Below are 16,556 nucleotides of genomic sequence, written 5' to 3' on the forward strand. Positions count from 1 at the left end.
CTCCGCCGGACTGTATCAGTTTGATGTCCGACACGCTCCCCTGATCATCTCCCGCCCGATCGCGACCGTCGAGGTCATGGTCCAGTCGGCAGGCATTCTCTGCGATCCGGGCGCTCTATTTCTGTTCCATGAGTTCCGCATAAACCACTGCGACAGGAGAATNCCCCGTCGCCATTCCGTCCAGGTCCGCAGTCTGGCTTTCTCCGTGCGGACGTCTTACCCACACCGTCGGCGTTCGGTGCCTGTTCACGAGCAGCCCCCTCAACCAGCCTCCCCTCAACCAGCCCGATCGGAGACATCGTCTGCGCCCGATACGAAGGGGCATGATGACCTCTGCCATCCCCGGTCCGGCCCGGGCGTCGGCGTTCGCGCTGTTCTCGTCGTCCGCGGGTGCCGGGCTGGCCGGCGGCCCGTCCTCGCCGGTGTCCTGCTCGACCACTTCTGGTGGGACTCGATATTCCTGGTGAACGTGCTGCTCGGCCTGCTCGGAGTCGCGGGCGGCCACGTAAACCGGCGCCGATGGCTATGATCGCCAGAAAGTCCAGGATGCGGGAAGCACAGTCCACAGGCTGGAACGCCGCTGTACGGCCGTCCCGGCGGTTGGCGGCGAGTGGTCGTGTACGTCGGGGAGAACCCGGAGAAGGAGTTCGAGGAGCCGCCATGACCAACGCCGCTCCACCCGCCGCTGCGGTGCCCGGTCTCGCCGCCCGAGCCGGCGCCGTGCGCACCTCGCCAGTGCGGGAGATCCTCGCGCTGACCGCCCACCCGGAGGTGATCTCCTTCGCCGGCGGTCTACCCGCTCCCGAGCTCTTCGACGCCGACGGAATCCGGCGCGCCTACGACCGGGTGCTCACCGAGGAGCCGCGGCGCGTGCTGCAGTACTCCGCCACGGAGGGCGACCCGGACCTGCGCCAGACGGTCGCGGAACGCCTGGCGCGCCGCGGCCTGCCCACCCGAGCGGACGACCTGCTGATCACGACGGGCTCGCAGCAGGCCCTGACGCTGCTGTCGGCGACGCTCGTGGAGCCGGGTGACGCGGTCCTCGTGGAGGATCCGACCTATCTGGCTGCCCTGCAGTGCCTCGGCCTCGCGGGTGCCCGGGTGGTGCCCGTCCCCACCGACGAGCACGGGATCCTCCCCGACCGGTTGGCGGAGACGGTGGCCCGCGAGCGTCCCAGACTGCTCTACCTGGTGCCGACCTTCCAGAACCCCACCGGTCGGACGCTGTCCGCGGCGCGCCGCGCGGCCGTCGCCCGGGTGGCCGCGGAGCAGGGCCTGTGGATCGTCGAGGACGACCCCTACGGTGAGCTGCGCTTCCAGGGCACGCGGGAGCCGTGGATCGCGTCGTTCGCCGACGCCGCCGACCGCACCGTCCTGCTCGGCAGCTTCTCCAAGATCATAGCCCCAGGGATGCGACTGGGCTGGCTGCGGGCCCCGGCCATGCTGCGGCGGGCCTGCGTGATCGCCAAGCAGGCCGCGGACCTGCACACCTCCACGGTCGATCAGGCCGCCGCCGCCCGGTATCTGGCCGACGCCGACCCCGACCTGCACATTGCTCGGATGTGCGCCGCCTACCGCGAACGCCGCGACGCGCTCCTCGACGGGCTCGCCTGGGCGCTGCCGCCCGGGAGCAGCTGGAACCGGCCCGAGGGCGGCATGTTCGTCTGGGCCCGCCTCCCCGATGGTCACGACGCCACCGCCCTGCTGCCCGGCGTGGTGGAGCACGACGTGGCCTACGTTCCCGGTGCTCCTTTTTTCGCGGGGCCGCCGGACCCCGCGACGCTGCGCCTGTCCTTCACCACGCACCCGCCGGTGGAGATCACGAAGGGGTTGACGCGGCTGGCACGGGCGTTCGGAGTATGACCGTCATCCCTGACCGGGTGCCGGTGCCGGCCCGACACGAGTCGGCGGAGATCGACGAAACGGCGGGGACCGACGAAACGATAGAGACCGCCGCAAAGGCGCTTAGGCGAACACGTCCTGTAGCCAGTCGGTCCAGGCCTGGGTGGTCTTCGCCTGGTCGGCGCCGGGGGCGAACAGGTGCAGGGCGATGCCGATCGGGGCGCCGAAGGCGTTGCGGCCGAAGAAGCGGTACAGCCCGTCGCCGGTCCGCAGGCCGAGGAAGTGGGGATGCAGGTAGTCGACCACGGCGTCCAGCGGGTCGATGCCCGGGAGGGTGACGCGCACCGCGTCGCCCTGGCCGACCTCGTCGGCGACGCCGAGCTCGCGGCGCAGCCGGACGAACGCGTCCGGCGCGGTTGAGGACGCCGGCGCGTCGGCCGCGACGTAGGTCACCGGCCGGCGACTGAAGTACCGCAGGTACTGGCCGAGCGTGTGCAGGTAGAAGTCGGTGTGCTGGCTGGCGCCGTCGTACTGGTTCTCCCAGTCGTCGACGAAGATCCCGCTGTGGACGTAGCGGAAGGAGGTCGTGCCGCCGTCCCGGCCCTCGATCACATGTTCCAGCTGGTTGAACCAGCCATCCGCACCCTCCACCCGGGTGACGAGGTGGTGCGGCGGATCCCAGACGGTGACCGTGCCCCCGAAGGGCGCGGCGCCACCCTGGCGGGGCTCGAACTCCATCGGCCACAGCCATCCGCCGTTACCGGTGGTCACGGCGTCCCAGTACTCCTCCGGGGAGGTGGGCAGCACGCCCTCGCGGCGGATCTCGAACCCACGGGACATCTCTAGTTCTCCTTGGTTGCGGTGGGGCCATCGGTTCCGGTGGGACCGGCTGCGCTGGTAAGGCCGGCTGCGCTGGTGGGACCGTCGATGCCAGTGGGACCGGCGGTGCCGAGGCCGAGGATGCCCTCTCCCGCCTCGGATCCCGCATTGGACCCGACAGCCACCCGCTCGGGCCGCGTGACGCTCGGGTGCAGGGCGACGACGAAACGGTGGGAGCGCCCGCCCGCAGCGGTGGTGTCGTGGTACCTGCCGACGAGGGCGGCAACCGTCTCCCCGAGCTCCGCGGCGAACGCGGCGCGGTCCGCGGCGGAGGCGAACCGGATCTCGCTGTCGATCGCGAACGTCGCCAGCCGCTGCCGGGCGGCGGTGGCACCGGTGAGGAGGTCGCCGATCTCCCGCACCAGCCGGGCACCGAGCGCGAGCAGCCATCGGGCAGAGCGCTGATCCGGCGACCGGCCGGGATCCGGGGCGACCGCCGGCAACGCGGTCGGCGAGATCACATAGGAGGCCGCCGTCGCCCGTAATACGCGCTCGGTGCAGTTGCCCCTTCTGCGTTCCTCGACGAGTTCGACCAGCCCGTGACGCTCCAGGGCCCGCAGGTGGTAATTGACCCGCTGACGTGACAGCCCCACGGGAGTGGCCAGGGTGCTGGCCGAACCCGGCTCCGCGAGCGCGGCCAGCAACCTCGCCCGGACCGGGTCGAGCGCGGCCCCCGCGGCGGCCGGGTCATCGATCACTGCGACCTCCAACATGCGCCTCATCGTCCTGCCGAAAATTTTCCTTGTCAAGGAGGACAATCATGTCGGAGCAGATCCGGAGCAGATCCGGAGCAGATCCGGAGCAGATCCGGAGCAGGCCCGAAGCAGGCCCGAAGCAGGTACGGAACGACCGTCGCGCCCCTCCGCGAGTCATCGCCCGAATGGCGGGGCGTAGGTTCGTCCTGAAATGCCACCCGGGCTCGCGGAGGTCGGGACAGCCCCGTCTCGGGCCTGAAGCCCGTCCGTGCGGGCCAGGACCAGTCCAGCCCGCGGTCACGAGAGACAGGACGCAAGAACCGATGTCGACCTTCGGGCCGGACTCCTCCGTACCATCCACGCCACCATCCACGCCCCACCCGACCGGACTACCGGACGGGCGCGACGGCCGCCCGTCGACGTCGGCGGAAAACCGGCCCGCGCCGCGGCGCGCCCGGCCGGCCCCGCGCCGGCTGCGGGTCGTCCGCGTCACCCCGCTCACCGGGGACATGGTGACGGTGACGCTCGGTGGGCCGGCGCTGGCCGGATTCGCGCTGCCCCGGGCCGCGCAGCACGTGAAGATCTTCCTGCCTGCCGACGGGCAGACCGAACCGACCGTTCCGAGCTGGGGGCCGGACGGACGACCCGTCTTCCCGGCGGGTACGCCCCGCCCGATCGTGCGGACCTACACCCCGCGCCGGTTCGACGCTGAGGCCCTCGAACTGGACATCGAGATGCTCCTGCACGGCGAGGGTCCGGCCGGGCGGTGGGCGGGTACCGCTCGGCCCGGTGACCATCTCGCCATCGCCGGACCGGGGGGTGGATACGAGGTGCGGACGTCGGCCGCGCATCACCTGCTCGCCGCCGACGAGACCGGCCTGCCCGCGCTGGCGACGGTGCTGGAACGGCTGCCCGCTCGGGTACCGGTGACCGTGGTGGCGGAGGTTCGCGACGCCGGCCGCCGACGGGCTCTCCCGGTCNCCCCCGCGACGACCGTCACCTGGCTGCACCGTGACGGCGGGGTTCCCGGCACGCTGCTGGCCGAGGCCGTCGAGGCCGTNCCCCTGCCCGCCGGCACCGCGGCCTGGGTGGCCTGCGAGGCCACGGCGGTACGCCGGATCCGCCGTCACCTGCTCGCCGCGGGGCTGGACCGCGCCGACCTGTCGACCCGCGGCTACTGGCGGCTGGGTGCGGCGGACCATCCCGATCATGACTACGGGGAGGGCGAGGCGGCGGATGTCACCCGTGGCGGCGAGGGACGGATCGATCGGCTGCGCCGCACCCTCGGGCCGCTGAAGCAGCGTGCCGAAACCACCGCGCGCGGCCTCGGGGCGACCGTGAAGGCCCGCGCCGTCGAGCGCCGGCGGTGACCGGGTCGGCACCGGCTTCGACCACCCGATCCTCGACCACCCGATCGTGGGCGCGGCATTTCGGTGGGACGCGTCCCAGGGCCCTCGCCCGCCAAACTCGCTCTCCAAACAACCCGTAGCCGATGCAACCGGGCTCCGTCACGGCGGACAACCCGACCGCATGGCAGGCTGGTCGCGTACCAGCGCACACCGCCCGACCACGGGGATCCACCGCGCCACGGCATTCCGACAAGCCGTCGCACGGACAAGGCGACGAACGGACCGGACGACGGCGGCTCGGGGACGACCCGTCGGGGAATGACGGCACGGTGGCGGGTGGACCCGGTACGCGAATGGTGCCCGTTGGCGAAGAGGGGCCATGACGGAGGACAGCGCGAGACCCGTTGCCGGGCCTCCCATCGTCGGGGAATCCGGGTCGGTGAATCTGCCGGCTCCCCGGGTGACCGCGCTACCCCGGCGGTTCCCGGCGCCCGGCGCCCACCGTGATCCGCTCCGGCTCCCACACCTGGTCGGCCCGCCTCCCGGTTCGACCCCGCCCCTCCTGGACGCGCCCAGCGTTCCCACGGGCCTTCGGGAGTGCGCCGGGTGCGGCGCGCCCGTGGCCCGGCCGGGCCACGACGAGCAGGACGAGCAGGACGAGAGCGTCGCCCTGGAAGGCAGCTGCGCGGGATGCGGCCACCGCTACTCGTTCACCGTCAAGCTGCGACCGGGCGAACGGGTCGGCCGCTACACCGTGCACGGCGTCATCGCGCACGGTGGGCTCGGCTGGGTGTATGCCGCGACCGACGACAACCTCGGCGGCGACGGCGTGCGGGCCTGGGTGGTGCTCAAGGGCCTGCTCGACGCGGCGAACCCGGAGGCGCGTCGGATCGCCGAGGGAGAGCGGCGCATTCTGACCACGGTGTCCCATCCGGGCATCGTCAAGATCCTCGACTATGTCACCCACCATGGCGAGGACTACATCGTCATGGAGTACGTGCCGGGGGTGTCCCTGGCCGGCCTGGCCGAGGTCGGGGTGGCGGGACCGGACGGGCGGTCGGCTCCGCCGTCGGCCGCCGACGTGATCCGCTACCTGCTGCGGGTGCTTCCGGCCCTCGGGCATCTGCATCGCCTCGGGCTGGTCTACTGCGACCTGAAACCGGAAAACGTGATGGTCACCGCCGAGGACGTCAAACTGATCGACCTCGGCGGGGCGCGCCGGCTCGACGACCGCGTGTCGGGATACCTGTCCACGCCCGGCTACCGGGCCCCCGAACTCGACGACGACGGGGAACGCCCGGCGGGCATCGCGCGCACCGCGCCCACGGTCACCACCGACATCTTCGCCGTCGCCCGGACCCTGGCCCGTCTCGTCCTCGGCCGGTTCCCGGGCTTCCTCGGCGCCTACCGGCACGCCCTGCCGCCGCGCCGGGCCCATGCCCCGTTGCGGGACTTCGAATCCCTGGACCGGCTCCTGCGCCGAGCCACCGCGACCGATCCCGACCAGCGCTTCCAGAGCACCACGGAGCTCGCCGACGAACTGGTGGGGGTGCTCTACGAGATCGTGGCCAGAACGGAGGGGCCGGTCCCCCCGTTGGCCAGCCGGTGGTTCGACGCCGTCGGGCACCCCACCGGGGAGGCGGGGCCCGCCGGGACCCCCGCATGGTGGGAGGTCCTCCCCGATCTGCGGATCGACCAGGACGATCCATGGGCGCCCGGACTGACCGCCGGTTCGGACGAGGAACCGGCCTCCCTGGCCACCCGGCTGGCGGCGATCGTCCCGAGGACCACCGAGGTGCGGCTGTCCCTGGCCCGCGCCCAGATCCGGGCCGGGCAGCTCCATGAGGCGGCGGGCACCCTGGACGACGCGGCCGTGGAGCAGCCGCGGGAATGGCGGGNCGACTGGTACCGGGGCCTACATGCCCTCGTCGGAGGACGACCGGCCGTGGCCGCCGCGGCGTTCGACCGGGTCTACTCCCGGGTCCCCGGGGAGCTCGCTCCGCGCCTCGCCCTCGCGACCGCACTCGCGGACGTGGCGACCACCGCGGACACCGCGGACACCGCGCCTGAACGTGACGCGGCCCGGCACCGGGCCGCGGCCCTGTTCGACGTCGTCTCCACCATCGATCCGAGCACGACCAGCGCGGCGTTCGGGCTGGCCCGATGCCGGACCGATCCGACTGACAAGATCGACGCTTATCTACGGGTCCCTCCGTCGTCCGCCGCCTACACCGCGTCGCGGATCCGCATGATCGGGGTGCTCGTCGGCCTGGCCGCCCGACCAGACCGCGCGGCCTCGGGATCGGCGGCCCTGCATCGGGCGGCGACGATACTGGCCGATCCAAGGCTCGACCTGGGCGAACGACGCCGGGCCGAACTGCACCGTGACCTGTTCACCGCCGCCTTGGCCCTCGTCATGACCTACCCGGCCGCCTACCCGGCCGCGGATGCGCCCCGNCCACCGACCCTGCTCAGTCGGGTCATGGTGGAACGGGACCTCCGCTTCGGGCTGGCCGAGACCTACCGGGAGATGGCCCGGTTGGCCGGTGACCGGGCGAGCCGGGTCCGCCTCGTCGACCAGGCGAACCGCATCCGGCCCCGCACGCTGCTCTGACGGTGGCTTCCTTGCTCATAGGCACTGAGCTGTGGAGCTCGGCGATATCNCCTCCGAAGGTATCCAGCGAACCCTGGCCACCAACCATCTCGCGCCGTACCTGCTGCTGCGCTCGCTGATCGGCCCCATGAGTGACCGGCCAGCGCGCTTCGTCGTGGTCGGCGGCTCACCGGCTCCCGCATCACGGTGAACGGCGCTCATCCGGGCATTATCAGCAAGACGGACTCGGCCGAGATTCCCGCGGCGCACTGCGGGTGTTCAGCGCGATGCTCGATCCGTTCAGGCCTGGCCCCGACGTCGGTGCCGATACGCCGGCATGGCTCGCGACCAGTCCCGAAATCAATGGTGTCAGCGGGCGTTTCTTCGTCCGGCACGAGACGGTCATAACCGCATCGCACACCACCGACGTCGCGCGCTGCAACCAGCTCTGGGACGCCGGCGCACGGCTTGTCGGTCTACCGTCCGAACTGTGACAACCATCGGGGCTCGGGCACCAGGGCTCGGGTGCGCGTCATTCATCATGAATCACCGGTTTCGATCTCGTGGCTCGCCCGGCCCGCCAGCTCACGGCCCGGTCAGGGACGGCCACCGTCGAGCAGCGGGGGGCGGCCGGGTACGCGTAGGCCCGGTCGCAGCCACTCGTCATACAGGCGGGACCAGGNTCCGTCGAGCATGATCTCGCGAAGCACGCCGTTGACGAACGCGACGAACTCGTCGTCTCCCGCCGTGTCCCCGGTGATCGGCATGGCGATACCGTAGGGCTCGTCGAGCCGGCCGCCGGCTTCGAAGTCCGCGCCGAAGGCGCTCGGCCCGAGCACCGTCGTGTAGGGGTCCTGGGCGGCCAGTCCGGCGAGGAGGACATCGTCGCCGGCGATCGCGTCGACGTCACCGTGCTGGAGCGCGACCAGGCAGTCCGCGAGGCGGGCCCGGGTCACCGGTCGGGGTCCCGGCGCCGGCAGCCGCGCCAGCTTCTCGCTGGACGTGCTCCCCGCCGACGAGCAGACCGGCCGTCCGACGAGATCGGCGATACCGCGGAACCCGGCGTTCTCCCGAACCAGCAACCGCAGGGTCGACTCGTAGTACACGTCGGAGAACCGGACCTGCCGCTTGCGCTCGCAGGTGATGGTCATGGTAGCCACGAGCATGTCGACCATGCCGGAACGGAGCAGGTCCTCCCGCTCGGAGGTGGTGACGGCACGGAACTGGACATGATCGTCGACCCGCTCGGCGCCGAAGATGGCCGCTGCGACCGCGCGGGCTATGCCGACGTCGAAACCCTCCAGTCGCAGGGTGCGCCAGTTCATCAACCCGGCCGGGGGCGCGTCGGTAGCGATGCCCACGCGCAGGTAGCCGCGGTCCCGCGCGATCGCGCGCATGCGGCTGCCCACCGGCATCCGGCCGGGGGGAGGCATCGGGGTGAGGGGTGGTTCGCTCGACCGGAGCGGTCTGCCATCCCGGCGACAGGTTCCATCCGGGTTGGCCGATTCCGCCGACGCCCGCGTGGGCTCGGCGTCCGGCACCGGTGATGGCGGCATCGGGGCGGCCTCCAGCGGAAGGGGGCTACGGGCGGTACTGCAGCCCGTACCGCCCACGAGGACCATGCAGCCAACGAGGATCCCCCCAAGCAGCGGGCCCACTGCCCCCGTCGGGATGGAAGGGTGCCGGCGGGTGGTCCGCCCGGTCCGGCGCCCGGTCCGGCGCCCGGTCCGACCGGGCGGGCTCACAGGTACTCCCGGAGCCGGGGCCACATCCCCGCCGCGGCCGCGACGATCGCGGTGAGGACGAGTGCCGGGCCGGCCAGCTCGAGATCGCNCAACGCCGCGGCGGCCCGGCGGACATCTCCTTCGAACCTGCCCCGGGCGGCGTCGATCGCGACGTCGAGCTTGCCGAGGAAGCTGGTGAACGCCGTCGTGCCCGGCCCGAGGGTCCGGGTCACCGCCTGTCCGAACGTGTCGGAGGAACGCGGGTCCCCGACGGAGGAGCCGGCGTCTCCCGGTCCTCGCGCGGCCGCGACGACCGAGTCCGGTGACGAGGCCAGCAGAGCCACCACCGAGGCCCGGCTACGCAGCCAGGAGCGCAGATCGCTCTCGAGTCCCGCCGGTATCCCGGCCCCCCCGCGCGCGTCGAGGGCGACGACGAGTGAACCACGACGGGTGACCGGTTCGGGCGGTAGGCGGTCACCGGTCACGTCGAAGCCGAGGCCTCGGGTCACCCAGGCGAAGTGCTCGTCGAAACGGGTGCCGTTGCCGAGCGCCGTCAGCGAGAGGTTCTCATCGACCCGTGCCTCCAGAGCCAGGGTCTTCGATCGGGCGAGCAGGCTCATCGGTCGATACCCGGAGTCCTGCGCGGTGTCAAGACGGGTCTGCTGGGTCCCGAAGGCGACCGCGGTCCAGGTGACCGTGGCCAGGATGCACCCGGTGCCGAGCAGCAGGCCCGGGTTGACCAGTCGGTTCGTGCGTCGGACCAGAAGCAGCTGGACGCCGACGAGCGCGATGATCGCGAGGGCGGCCGTGATCACGATCGCCCATTCCCCCCGTGAGCCGGTGGCCTGCTGGTAGGCGGTGTCCACCGCGTCGGCGTACCGGGCGACGAGCACCTCGGTCGCCGGAAGGATCTCCGTGCGCATCATCGTCGAGGCGGCCCGCAGGTTGGCCTCGCCGACGGACAGCCCCGCCCGGTTGTTCGCCCGGGCCCGTTCGACCATCCCGTTGTAGACGGGAATGCCGCCGGCAAGCACGTCCAGGGGGCACGACGAGGCGATCCGCCCGGACGACGGCCGGGTCCCTGCGCCGTCGGGTCCGGGTGGCGGCGCCGCGGGGTCGGACCAGGGCGGGTCCGCGGCGCACAGGGCCGGGTCTAGTCGGCGCAGGTCCAGGACGTCACGGGCGGCATCGGCGACACTCGCCTCGAACAGCCCACCGTTCTTGATCCGATCATAGCGCTGCCGCAGCTCGGCGGCGGACTCTCCCCTGCCGACGAGAAGCTCGACGGGCGCGAAGACCTCCGCCGCCGCGGCGGCATCCGCCTGGGAGAGGGCGGCCCGCAGCTCCTGAGCCGTGGCGAGCGCTCGGCCGTGCCGACTCACCAGGCCGTCGGTCGCGTCCAGCCGATGAGTGACCACTCCGTGCAGCGTCAACCCGAACAACGCGAGCGCGACCACGAGAAACGCCAGCAGCCCGACGAGCCGGACACCCGCGTCGCATCGCGCCGCGATGCCCAGCACGGCCCGCGCGAGCCGCGTGCCCCACCGCGCTCGCGGGCCGCCCGGGCCACCGGGCTCCCCACCGCCACGGCGACGACGCGCGGTCGCTCGGCGACCGGCCGGGGAGGCTCCCCCACTCTGCGTGGGCGGCAGCGACGTTACAGCCGTCACAGCAACTAAGCGTACGCGCTTCACCCCGATCCGATTACTCTAAGCAACGACGAGGGGCTCGTATCGCCGGAACCGGCGGGAACGTTCCTCGGCGCGCAGCAGGTCCAGCCAGCGAGCCTGCATAGCCGCCAGGCTGCCCGCCGCACCGATCCGCACCGATCCGCACCGGGGTCTCGCAGCTGTGGATCAACCCACCCGCCCCGCTCGACCAGCGTCGTCAGTCGGCGCGCGACGGGCAGCCGACGCATGACGACCATGTGATCACGCAGGAGGCCGGCCTCGTCGCGGACGTCCGCGACGGCGAGGTACACGTCCGGCGCCAGCCGCCGGTTGAGGGCCACCTCGGTCTGGCAGGCGTCTTCCCGTGCCTGTCGCCGTCGCAGGTCCACGGATCCGACCACGACGGGTTTGGGCATCTTCAGGACCCGCGGGGGTCCGGCGGCGGTGTCGTCAGCAGTGCCCTGCCGGGACGGACCAGCCGATCCGCCGGATGTCACGCCCGGCTGGCCGTTCGGCCCTTACCGAGTGGGCCGAACGGCCATGCCGAGTATGCGGGCGGCGACGATCACGACCCGCTGCCCTCCCCGGGCCGGCAGACCCGCCGGGGTCAGGCCTCGCGGAGGGACTCCAGGAAGAGCAGGGTCCGCGCGGCGACGCTGCGACGCCCCGGACCCGTCAGCACGTCGTGGCCGCCCGGGACGACCACGAGCTCCGCCCGGGACGCGGTGCGCGTCGTCATCCGGATCAGGGGTAGCGGGCTGACCTCGTCCTGCGCACCGTGGATGAGCAGGATCGGGAGGTCGGGCAGGGCACGCGGCAACGGTTCCTCGATGGCCACCCCCGCGACGGGAACCTGCAGGAGCGGCAGGCCGACCATGATCACACCGTCGGGACGTACCGCGGGGGAGGCGGCCATCGCCAGCGCCGCGAGGGCCCCCGTGTCGGAACCGAGGAGGACGAACGGGACACCCGGCACCCGGTTCTCGGCCACCGCGGGCACCCGGCGGCCACCGTCGGGAACGACGGTCACCAGGTAGCCGTCCAGCGCGAGCCGATCGGCGAGAAGGTGGAACGGGCCGGCCTGCTCACCGCGCCCGAGCAGCACCGCGACCACGGCACGCACGTATTCCCCGGGTGCCCCTCCGGAGGCGGGAGAGGCCGCCGGGAGCCGACGCGTCGACGGAACCGGGGTCGCGGCCGGGACGGCGGTGGACGCCGGAGAGACGATCGACGCCGGAGAGACGATGGGTGCGATGGGTGTCGCGGCCGGCCTGCCTGCGGTCGGCACGACGGAGTTGCCCCGCTGCGGACCGACGATGGTGCGGGCGCGGGACTGCCTGCCCGCCGCGGACGAGGTGGGCGAGGTGGGCGAGGTGGGCGAGGCCATCCGTGGANCATCGACGGACAACTGAGTGGTCGGCGACGGCATCGGCGCCAGATCTCCTTCGGACGAAACGGATCGTCGCGGCAGACGGGCCGGACGTGCCGCGTGCGCGGCGTCGAGGCGACATCAATCGTTGATCTCGCCTCGGAGACTCGGTGAGGATTTGAGGACGCGGTGAGGGTTTGAGGACGCGGAGAAGGCTTGAGGACGCGGTGAAAGCTCGCGGACGCGGAGAAGGCTTGAAGAGTGGGAGAGGGAAGGTGTCCGGCCCGCCGATGATCGGTCCGACGGCCCGGCGACCGGAGGGACACGCGGCTGCCGCACGTCGCCTGCCGGCGAACGTCAGGAGCTCATCGGGCTGCGGAGGATGCCGGACCGCTGGCCGCCCGCGGCCGGGACGGATCGCTCGGCTCGGGACCGCCGGCAGGCTCGGGACCGCCGGCAGATCAGCGACAACGTCGCCAGGACGACGGCGACGGGAGGATCTCGGACTGGCGTCGATCGGGCCGGAGCACGTCCACGAACATGTCTACTACCCTGCGTAGCGGGAAGGGAAGCCGTCAAGCCGTTCACGGCGTGTCGTACATCACTCCACGACACGCCGACCAGACGCTGACGTGACGTCGACCGAAAGGTGTCCGGTCGGCCGGACCGGCGGCAAGGTCAGCTGGGAAGCCGGCCGCGAAGCCGGTGACCGGACCTCGTGGCCCCCGCCCCGAAACACCGGAAAACGACGACAAGGGCACCGCCGGAGGCGCTGCCCTTGTCATGATCCGTACACATTTTTCGCGCACGTTTGATGATCAACTATCTCGGCTCTCCGGGCACGGTCCTGTGCCTCGGGGAACCAGCCCGCACGGTCAGGCCGCCGCCGCGCCCTTGGCCTTCACGAAACGGGCGGCCACGTCGGCCCAGTTGACGACGTTCCACAGGGCCGCCACGTAGTCGACCTTGACGTTCTTGTACTGCAGGTACCAGGCATGCTCCCAGGCGTCGAACACGAGCAGCGGGGTGTTGCCCACGCCGACGTTGCCCTGGTGGTCGTACACCTGCTCGATGAGCAGACGTTGCGCGGTGGCGTCGTAGGCCAGGACGCCCCACCCGGAACCCTGCACCGTGGTGGTCACCGCGTTCAGTTGCGCCTTGAAGGCGTCGAAGGAACCGAAGTCGGCGGCGATGGCCTCACCGAGCGCACCGTCCGGCTTGTCCCCGCCGTCCGGCGAGAGGTTCTCCCAGTAGATCGAGTGGAGAATATGCCCGGAAAGGTTGAAGGCGAGCGTCTTCTCCAGGCCCACGATGGCACCGAAGTCGCCCTTGTCGCGCGCCTCGGCGATCTTCTCAAGGGTGTCATTGGCACCCTTGACGTAGGTCGCGTGGTGCTTGTCGTGGTGCAGTTCGACTATCTGCCCGATAATGGACGGTTCCAGAGCACCGTAGTCGTAGTTCAGGTCCGGCAGCGTGTACGTCGCCACTAGCGCACGATCCTTTCCATTCATAAGGAATTCATCCGAGGAGTCCCCGCGTGGAGCTCTCGGAGGTCAGATGGGCGGTGCGGTGGAGCCGGCGGCCACCCGGGGCGGAGGAGGCGGACAGAACCTGGCGATGCTCATCGGCTCGCCCCTCCCCTCTCCCGCGGCACCGCCTCAACGGCACCCTGTGGACGGTCGGCTTCGCTGCTGCGATCCTCCGCGCGATCCCCCCGACTGGACACTATCGCCAGTCGGATNGGTCCTGCATGGCGAGACCCGACACCATGACACTCAAAGGATCGGCCCGTTCACATCGCCAACAACGGTGCGTAACGACGAGGAAACGAAAACGGGATTACTCCGCCATTCATCGCCACCATCCACTACCTTCCGCTACTCCTCATGGATCTGTTGGGCGAGGTAATGGGCCGCACCAAGCTGGGAGATCAGCTCCAGCTGGGCGTCGAGCCAGTCGATGTGCTCCTCCTCGGAGACGAGGATCCGCTCGAGGAGCACGGCCGATCCGACGNCGCCCCGCTCCCGGCAGAGTGCGACCCCCCGGCGCAGCAGGTCAACCGCCTCGAACTCCCCGGACCGGTCCACCTCGAGCTGCTCGGGCACCGTCTCCCCGATACGCAGCGTGTGCAGACGCTGCAAGTTCGGCAGACCGCCGAGATACAGCACCCGCTCGATGAGCTGATCCGCGTGCTTCATCTCGTCGATCGACTCGTGATAATAGTGCTCGGCGATCCGTCGATATCCCCAGTTACGTTGCATACGACTGTGCAGAAAATACTGGTTGACGGTCGTGAGCTCGTTCGTCAGCACGCTGTTCAGAAGTTCGATGATTTCTGCGTCACCACGCGTCACCATATAACCTCCACCTCCCGTCGGGCATCGCCGGCCGGACGTCGTTCGTCATCACACCGAGGGAGTGCCCCGTCCCACGCCGCTTGATCGACCCGTCGTGGCGCCTCAACCAGCGGCGATGACCTCCGACGGTCCGCGCGAGCCGACGGGCGGAACCTCCAGCGGACAGCACATCACACGGATACGGATTTCGCAGCGAACCTGAACCCGGACCCCTCACATCCGCATGAACGTAAGTGCAGGTAAGTTTTACTGTAGGATAGAAATCCCGCACAGAGGAAGCGTGCGGGCAGCGTGCGACGAACCGTCATAATCATGGCGTCATTCCCCCGCAGCGACTTCGCCCGACCAGACGAGCCCCTGCCGGCACGCTGCCGGCAGTCGGTTCAGTGCCGGTCGGTGCCGGTCCCGGCGGCCGGCGTCTCACCACATTGGACGACGACGAATCCCCCCCGACCGGAGTACTCGATCTGCGCGAGCTCCCCCGAACTACGCCCCACGAGGTTGCCTATCTTGAACGAGGAGACCACCCGGGTACGCACGCCCGCCGTCCAGGCGACCGCGGCATCCCGGTCGACGCAGACCGGCTCGTCCGTCGACAACACCAGGGGAGCGCCCAGGCACAGCACGGCGACGCCGCCGCTGCCGGAAACCTCGGTGTTGAAGATCCCACCGGCGATCATGGCGCCGATGCCGCCGGACGTCGTGGTGACCTTGTAGCGGATGCCGGACTCCAGCGCGAGCAGACTGCGGCCGTTGACCGTCAGGCTGTCGTTGTCGAGCGTGAAGACCGAGATGTGGCTTCCGGACTCGGCGAACCAGACGGTTCCGTGGCCGGCCNCCCTCATCAGGTCCTGGCCCTCACCAGTCNCCGCCCGCCGCAGGAATCCACCGACTCCCTGGCCCTTGTAGGCGAAGTCGACGCGGCCGCGATAGGCCACCATGGATCCCTGCTTGGCGTACATCTCGCCGCCGTCGAGGCGTACCCGCAGCATGCGATCGCCCTCTTCCAGGGCGAACGGGGGGCCCGCGGCGGGGCCCCCCGCGAAGGTGGCGAGTGGCTGGCTCATGGCCTCCATTCAACGCCCATCCATACCCGTTCGGGCCACACCGGTAGGAATACCGACGGGAATAAGGCGGGTAGACCGGCAGCCGCCCGTCAGGACCGGCACCCGTCCGTCAGAGCAGCATCAGCAGCATCGCGCCGGCCATGACCAGCCGGGACGCGGCCGATGTCGCCGGCGGCGGGTGGGTCACCCAGCCCGGCCTGACCCTGCGGACCAGCGGGCCACCGACAGCAGCCACCACCGCCGCAGCGAAGATCACCGCGAACCAGTCGGTCAGATTCGTCAGACCGGTCGAATCATCGACCGGCCACCTGCCCGCCCGGGCCATGCACGCCATCGCCAAGCCCTCGATGACGAGCATCGAGCAACAGGACCACCGCGACGGCTCGCAGGTCGGGTCCGTCAGGACAAGGAGGAAGAAGACGCCGGCCAGCGCCAGATAGGCGACGGCGAACACCACCGACGACGTCATCCAGCGTGGGCCGACGAACATGACGGCCATTCCCGCGGCCACCACCGTGTGCCCGATCTCGACCGGTGGGTACACGGCCCTCCGCCGGGCTCGCGCAAGCGCGCCGGCAAGACGTCCGGCGTGGAACATCGCCAGCAACGCGCAGACGGCCGCGGCAACGACGGCCACCGCCTGCGGTGGGGCCAGTGCGTGCGCCGCTGCCGGGTGGTGGTGTGTCACCGATCCGACGGCCCCCGCCGACCCCACCCGGTGACACCCCGATCCGCGGGCTCCCGTCCAGTTACGGCACGTCGCACGTCAGCTCACGCCCAGGGCAAGTTCGGCATCGACCAGTGCGGTGATGCTGCCGGCACGGGCCTCGTCGATGATNGCCTGGAGCTGTTCGACGCTCATCTGGATCCGCTGGCCGAAGTCGTCGGTCAGCACGATGCGCCGCTCCGCCGGAGCTTCGTGGTCGACGAAGAGCTCCGGGCAACCACAGTTGCATTTTCCGCAGAAGGTCAAAATGTGACGCCCATGAGTAGATCCGGACATGTCGCCTC

The 16,556-nt window shown here is 70.9% G+C and carries 16 protein-coding genes; 5 read left to right on the top strand and 11 right to left on the bottom strand.

Annotated elements, in window-relative coordinates; translation table 11 throughout:
- The first annotated feature begins 323 nt into the window (after window positions 1-323).
- Window positions 324-467, top strand: coding sequence for a hypothetical protein (locus CED_RS24300; RefSeq protein WP_160172385.1), 144 nt, complete (start codon window positions 324-326; stop codon window positions 465-467).
- A 193-nt stretch (window positions 468-660) separates the two neighbouring features.
- Window positions 661-1,863 (top strand): PLP-dependent aminotransferase family protein, encoded by a 1,203-nt coding sequence (locus CED_RS12565; protein ID WP_011437194.1) that lies wholly within the window; start codon window positions 661-663, stop codon window positions 1,861-1,863.
- Window positions 1,864-1,965: 102 nt separating this feature from the next.
- Here the strand turns inward: CED_RS12565 and CED_RS12570 are convergent, their stop codons facing one another.
- On the bottom strand, window positions 1,966-2,682 hold the full coding sequence (locus CED_RS12570) for an SRPBCC domain-containing protein (protein ID WP_011437195.1): 717 nt from the start codon (window positions 2,680-2,682) through the stop codon (window positions 1,966-1,968).
- A 2-nt stretch (window positions 2,683-2,684) separates the two neighbouring features.
- On the bottom strand, window positions 2,685-3,434 hold the full coding sequence (locus tag CED_RS12575; RefSeq protein WP_011437196.1) for a helix-turn-helix domain-containing protein: 750 nt from the start codon (window positions 3,432-3,434) through the stop codon (window positions 2,685-2,687).
- 305 nt (window positions 3,435-3,739) lie between these two features.
- Between CED_RS12575 and CED_RS12580 the strand changes: the two genes are divergently transcribed.
- The 3 genes from CED_RS12580 (at window position 3,740) to CED_RS12590 (ending at window position 7,852) form a co-directional block, all read left to right on the top strand.
- On the top strand, window positions 3,740-4,786 hold the full coding sequence (locus tag CED_RS12580; protein WP_035910747.1) for a siderophore-interacting protein: 1,047 nt from the start codon (window positions 3,740-3,742) through the stop codon (window positions 4,784-4,786).
- 358 nt (window positions 4,787-5,144) lie between these two features.
- The gene (locus CED_RS12585; protein WP_235187052.1) at window positions 5,145-7,379 is read left to right on the top strand and encodes a serine/threonine-protein kinase; all 2,235 of its coding nucleotides are present in this window, start codon (window positions 5,145-5,147) and stop codon (window positions 7,377-7,379) included.
- 254 nt (window positions 7,380-7,633) lie between these two features.
- Window positions 7,634-7,852 carry a hypothetical protein gene (locus CED_RS12590; protein ID WP_035731883.1) on the top strand — a complete coding sequence of 73 codons (219 nt, stop codon included), beginning with the start codon at window positions 7,634-7,636 and terminating at the stop codon, window positions 7,850-7,852.
- A 102-nt stretch (window positions 7,853-7,954) separates the two neighbouring features.
- On the opposite strand, the gene CED_RS12595 is transcribed toward CED_RS12590, so the two are convergent.
- The 9 genes from CED_RS12595 to CED_RS26190 all read right to left on the bottom strand — a co-directional run bounded on the left by CED_RS12595 (window position 7,955) and on the right by CED_RS26190 (window position 16,548).
- Entirely contained in the window at window positions 7,955-8,755 is an 801-nt protein-coding gene (locus CED_RS12595; RefSeq protein WP_235187053.1) for a glutamate ABC transporter substrate-binding protein, read from the bottom strand.
- Window positions 8,756-9,099: 344 nt separating this feature from the next.
- Window positions 9,100-10,752 (bottom strand): hypothetical protein, encoded by a 1,653-nt coding sequence (locus CED_RS12600; RefSeq protein ID WP_235187054.1) that lies wholly within the window; start codon window positions 10,750-10,752, stop codon window positions 9,100-9,102.
- Window positions 10,753-10,772: 20 nt separating this feature from the next.
- Entirely contained in the window at window positions 10,773-11,168 is a 396-nt protein-coding gene (locus CED_RS26185) for a hypothetical protein (protein WP_011437202.1), read from the bottom strand.
- Window positions 11,169-11,359: 191 nt separating this feature from the next.
- Window positions 11,360-11,866, bottom strand: a complete 507-nt coding sequence (locus CED_RS12610; protein ID WP_232235043.1) for an alpha/beta hydrolase — start codon at window positions 11,864-11,866, stop codon at window positions 11,360-11,362.
- A 1,130-nt stretch (window positions 11,867-12,996) separates the two neighbouring features.
- A complete protein-coding gene (locus CED_RS12615) occupies window positions 12,997-13,608 on the bottom strand; it encodes a superoxide dismutase (RefSeq protein ID WP_011437204.1) in 612 nt (203 codons plus the stop codon).
- Between the two features lie 390 nt (window positions 13,609-13,998).
- Window positions 13,999-14,478, bottom strand: coding sequence for a bacterioferritin (gene bfr, locus CED_RS12620; protein ID WP_035910756.1), 480 nt, complete (start codon window positions 14,476-14,478; stop codon window positions 13,999-14,001).
- Between the two features lie 383 nt (window positions 14,479-14,861).
- The gene (locus CED_RS12625) at window positions 14,862-15,554 is read right to left on the bottom strand and encodes an AIM24 family protein (protein ID WP_035910760.1); all 693 of its coding nucleotides are present in this window, start codon (window positions 15,552-15,554) and stop codon (window positions 14,862-14,864) included.
- Between the two features lie 100 nt (window positions 15,555-15,654).
- A complete protein-coding gene (locus tag CED_RS12630) occupies window positions 15,655-16,233 on the bottom strand; it encodes a DUF5134 domain-containing protein (RefSeq protein WP_108913494.1) in 579 nt (192 codons plus the stop codon).
- Between the two features lie 78 nt (window positions 16,234-16,311).
- Window positions 16,312-16,548: a hypothetical protein gene (locus CED_RS26190; RefSeq protein ID WP_011437208.1), complete on the bottom strand. Its 237-nt coding sequence runs from the start codon at window positions 16,546-16,548 to the stop codon at window positions 16,312-16,314.
- Between the last annotated feature and the right edge of the window lie 8 nt (window positions 16,549-16,556).

This window comes from Frankia sp. CeD, from assembly GCF_000732115.1.
GTDB classification, from domain to species: domain Bacteria; phylum Actinomycetota; class Actinomycetes; order Frankiales; family Frankiaceae; genus Frankia; species Frankia casuarinae.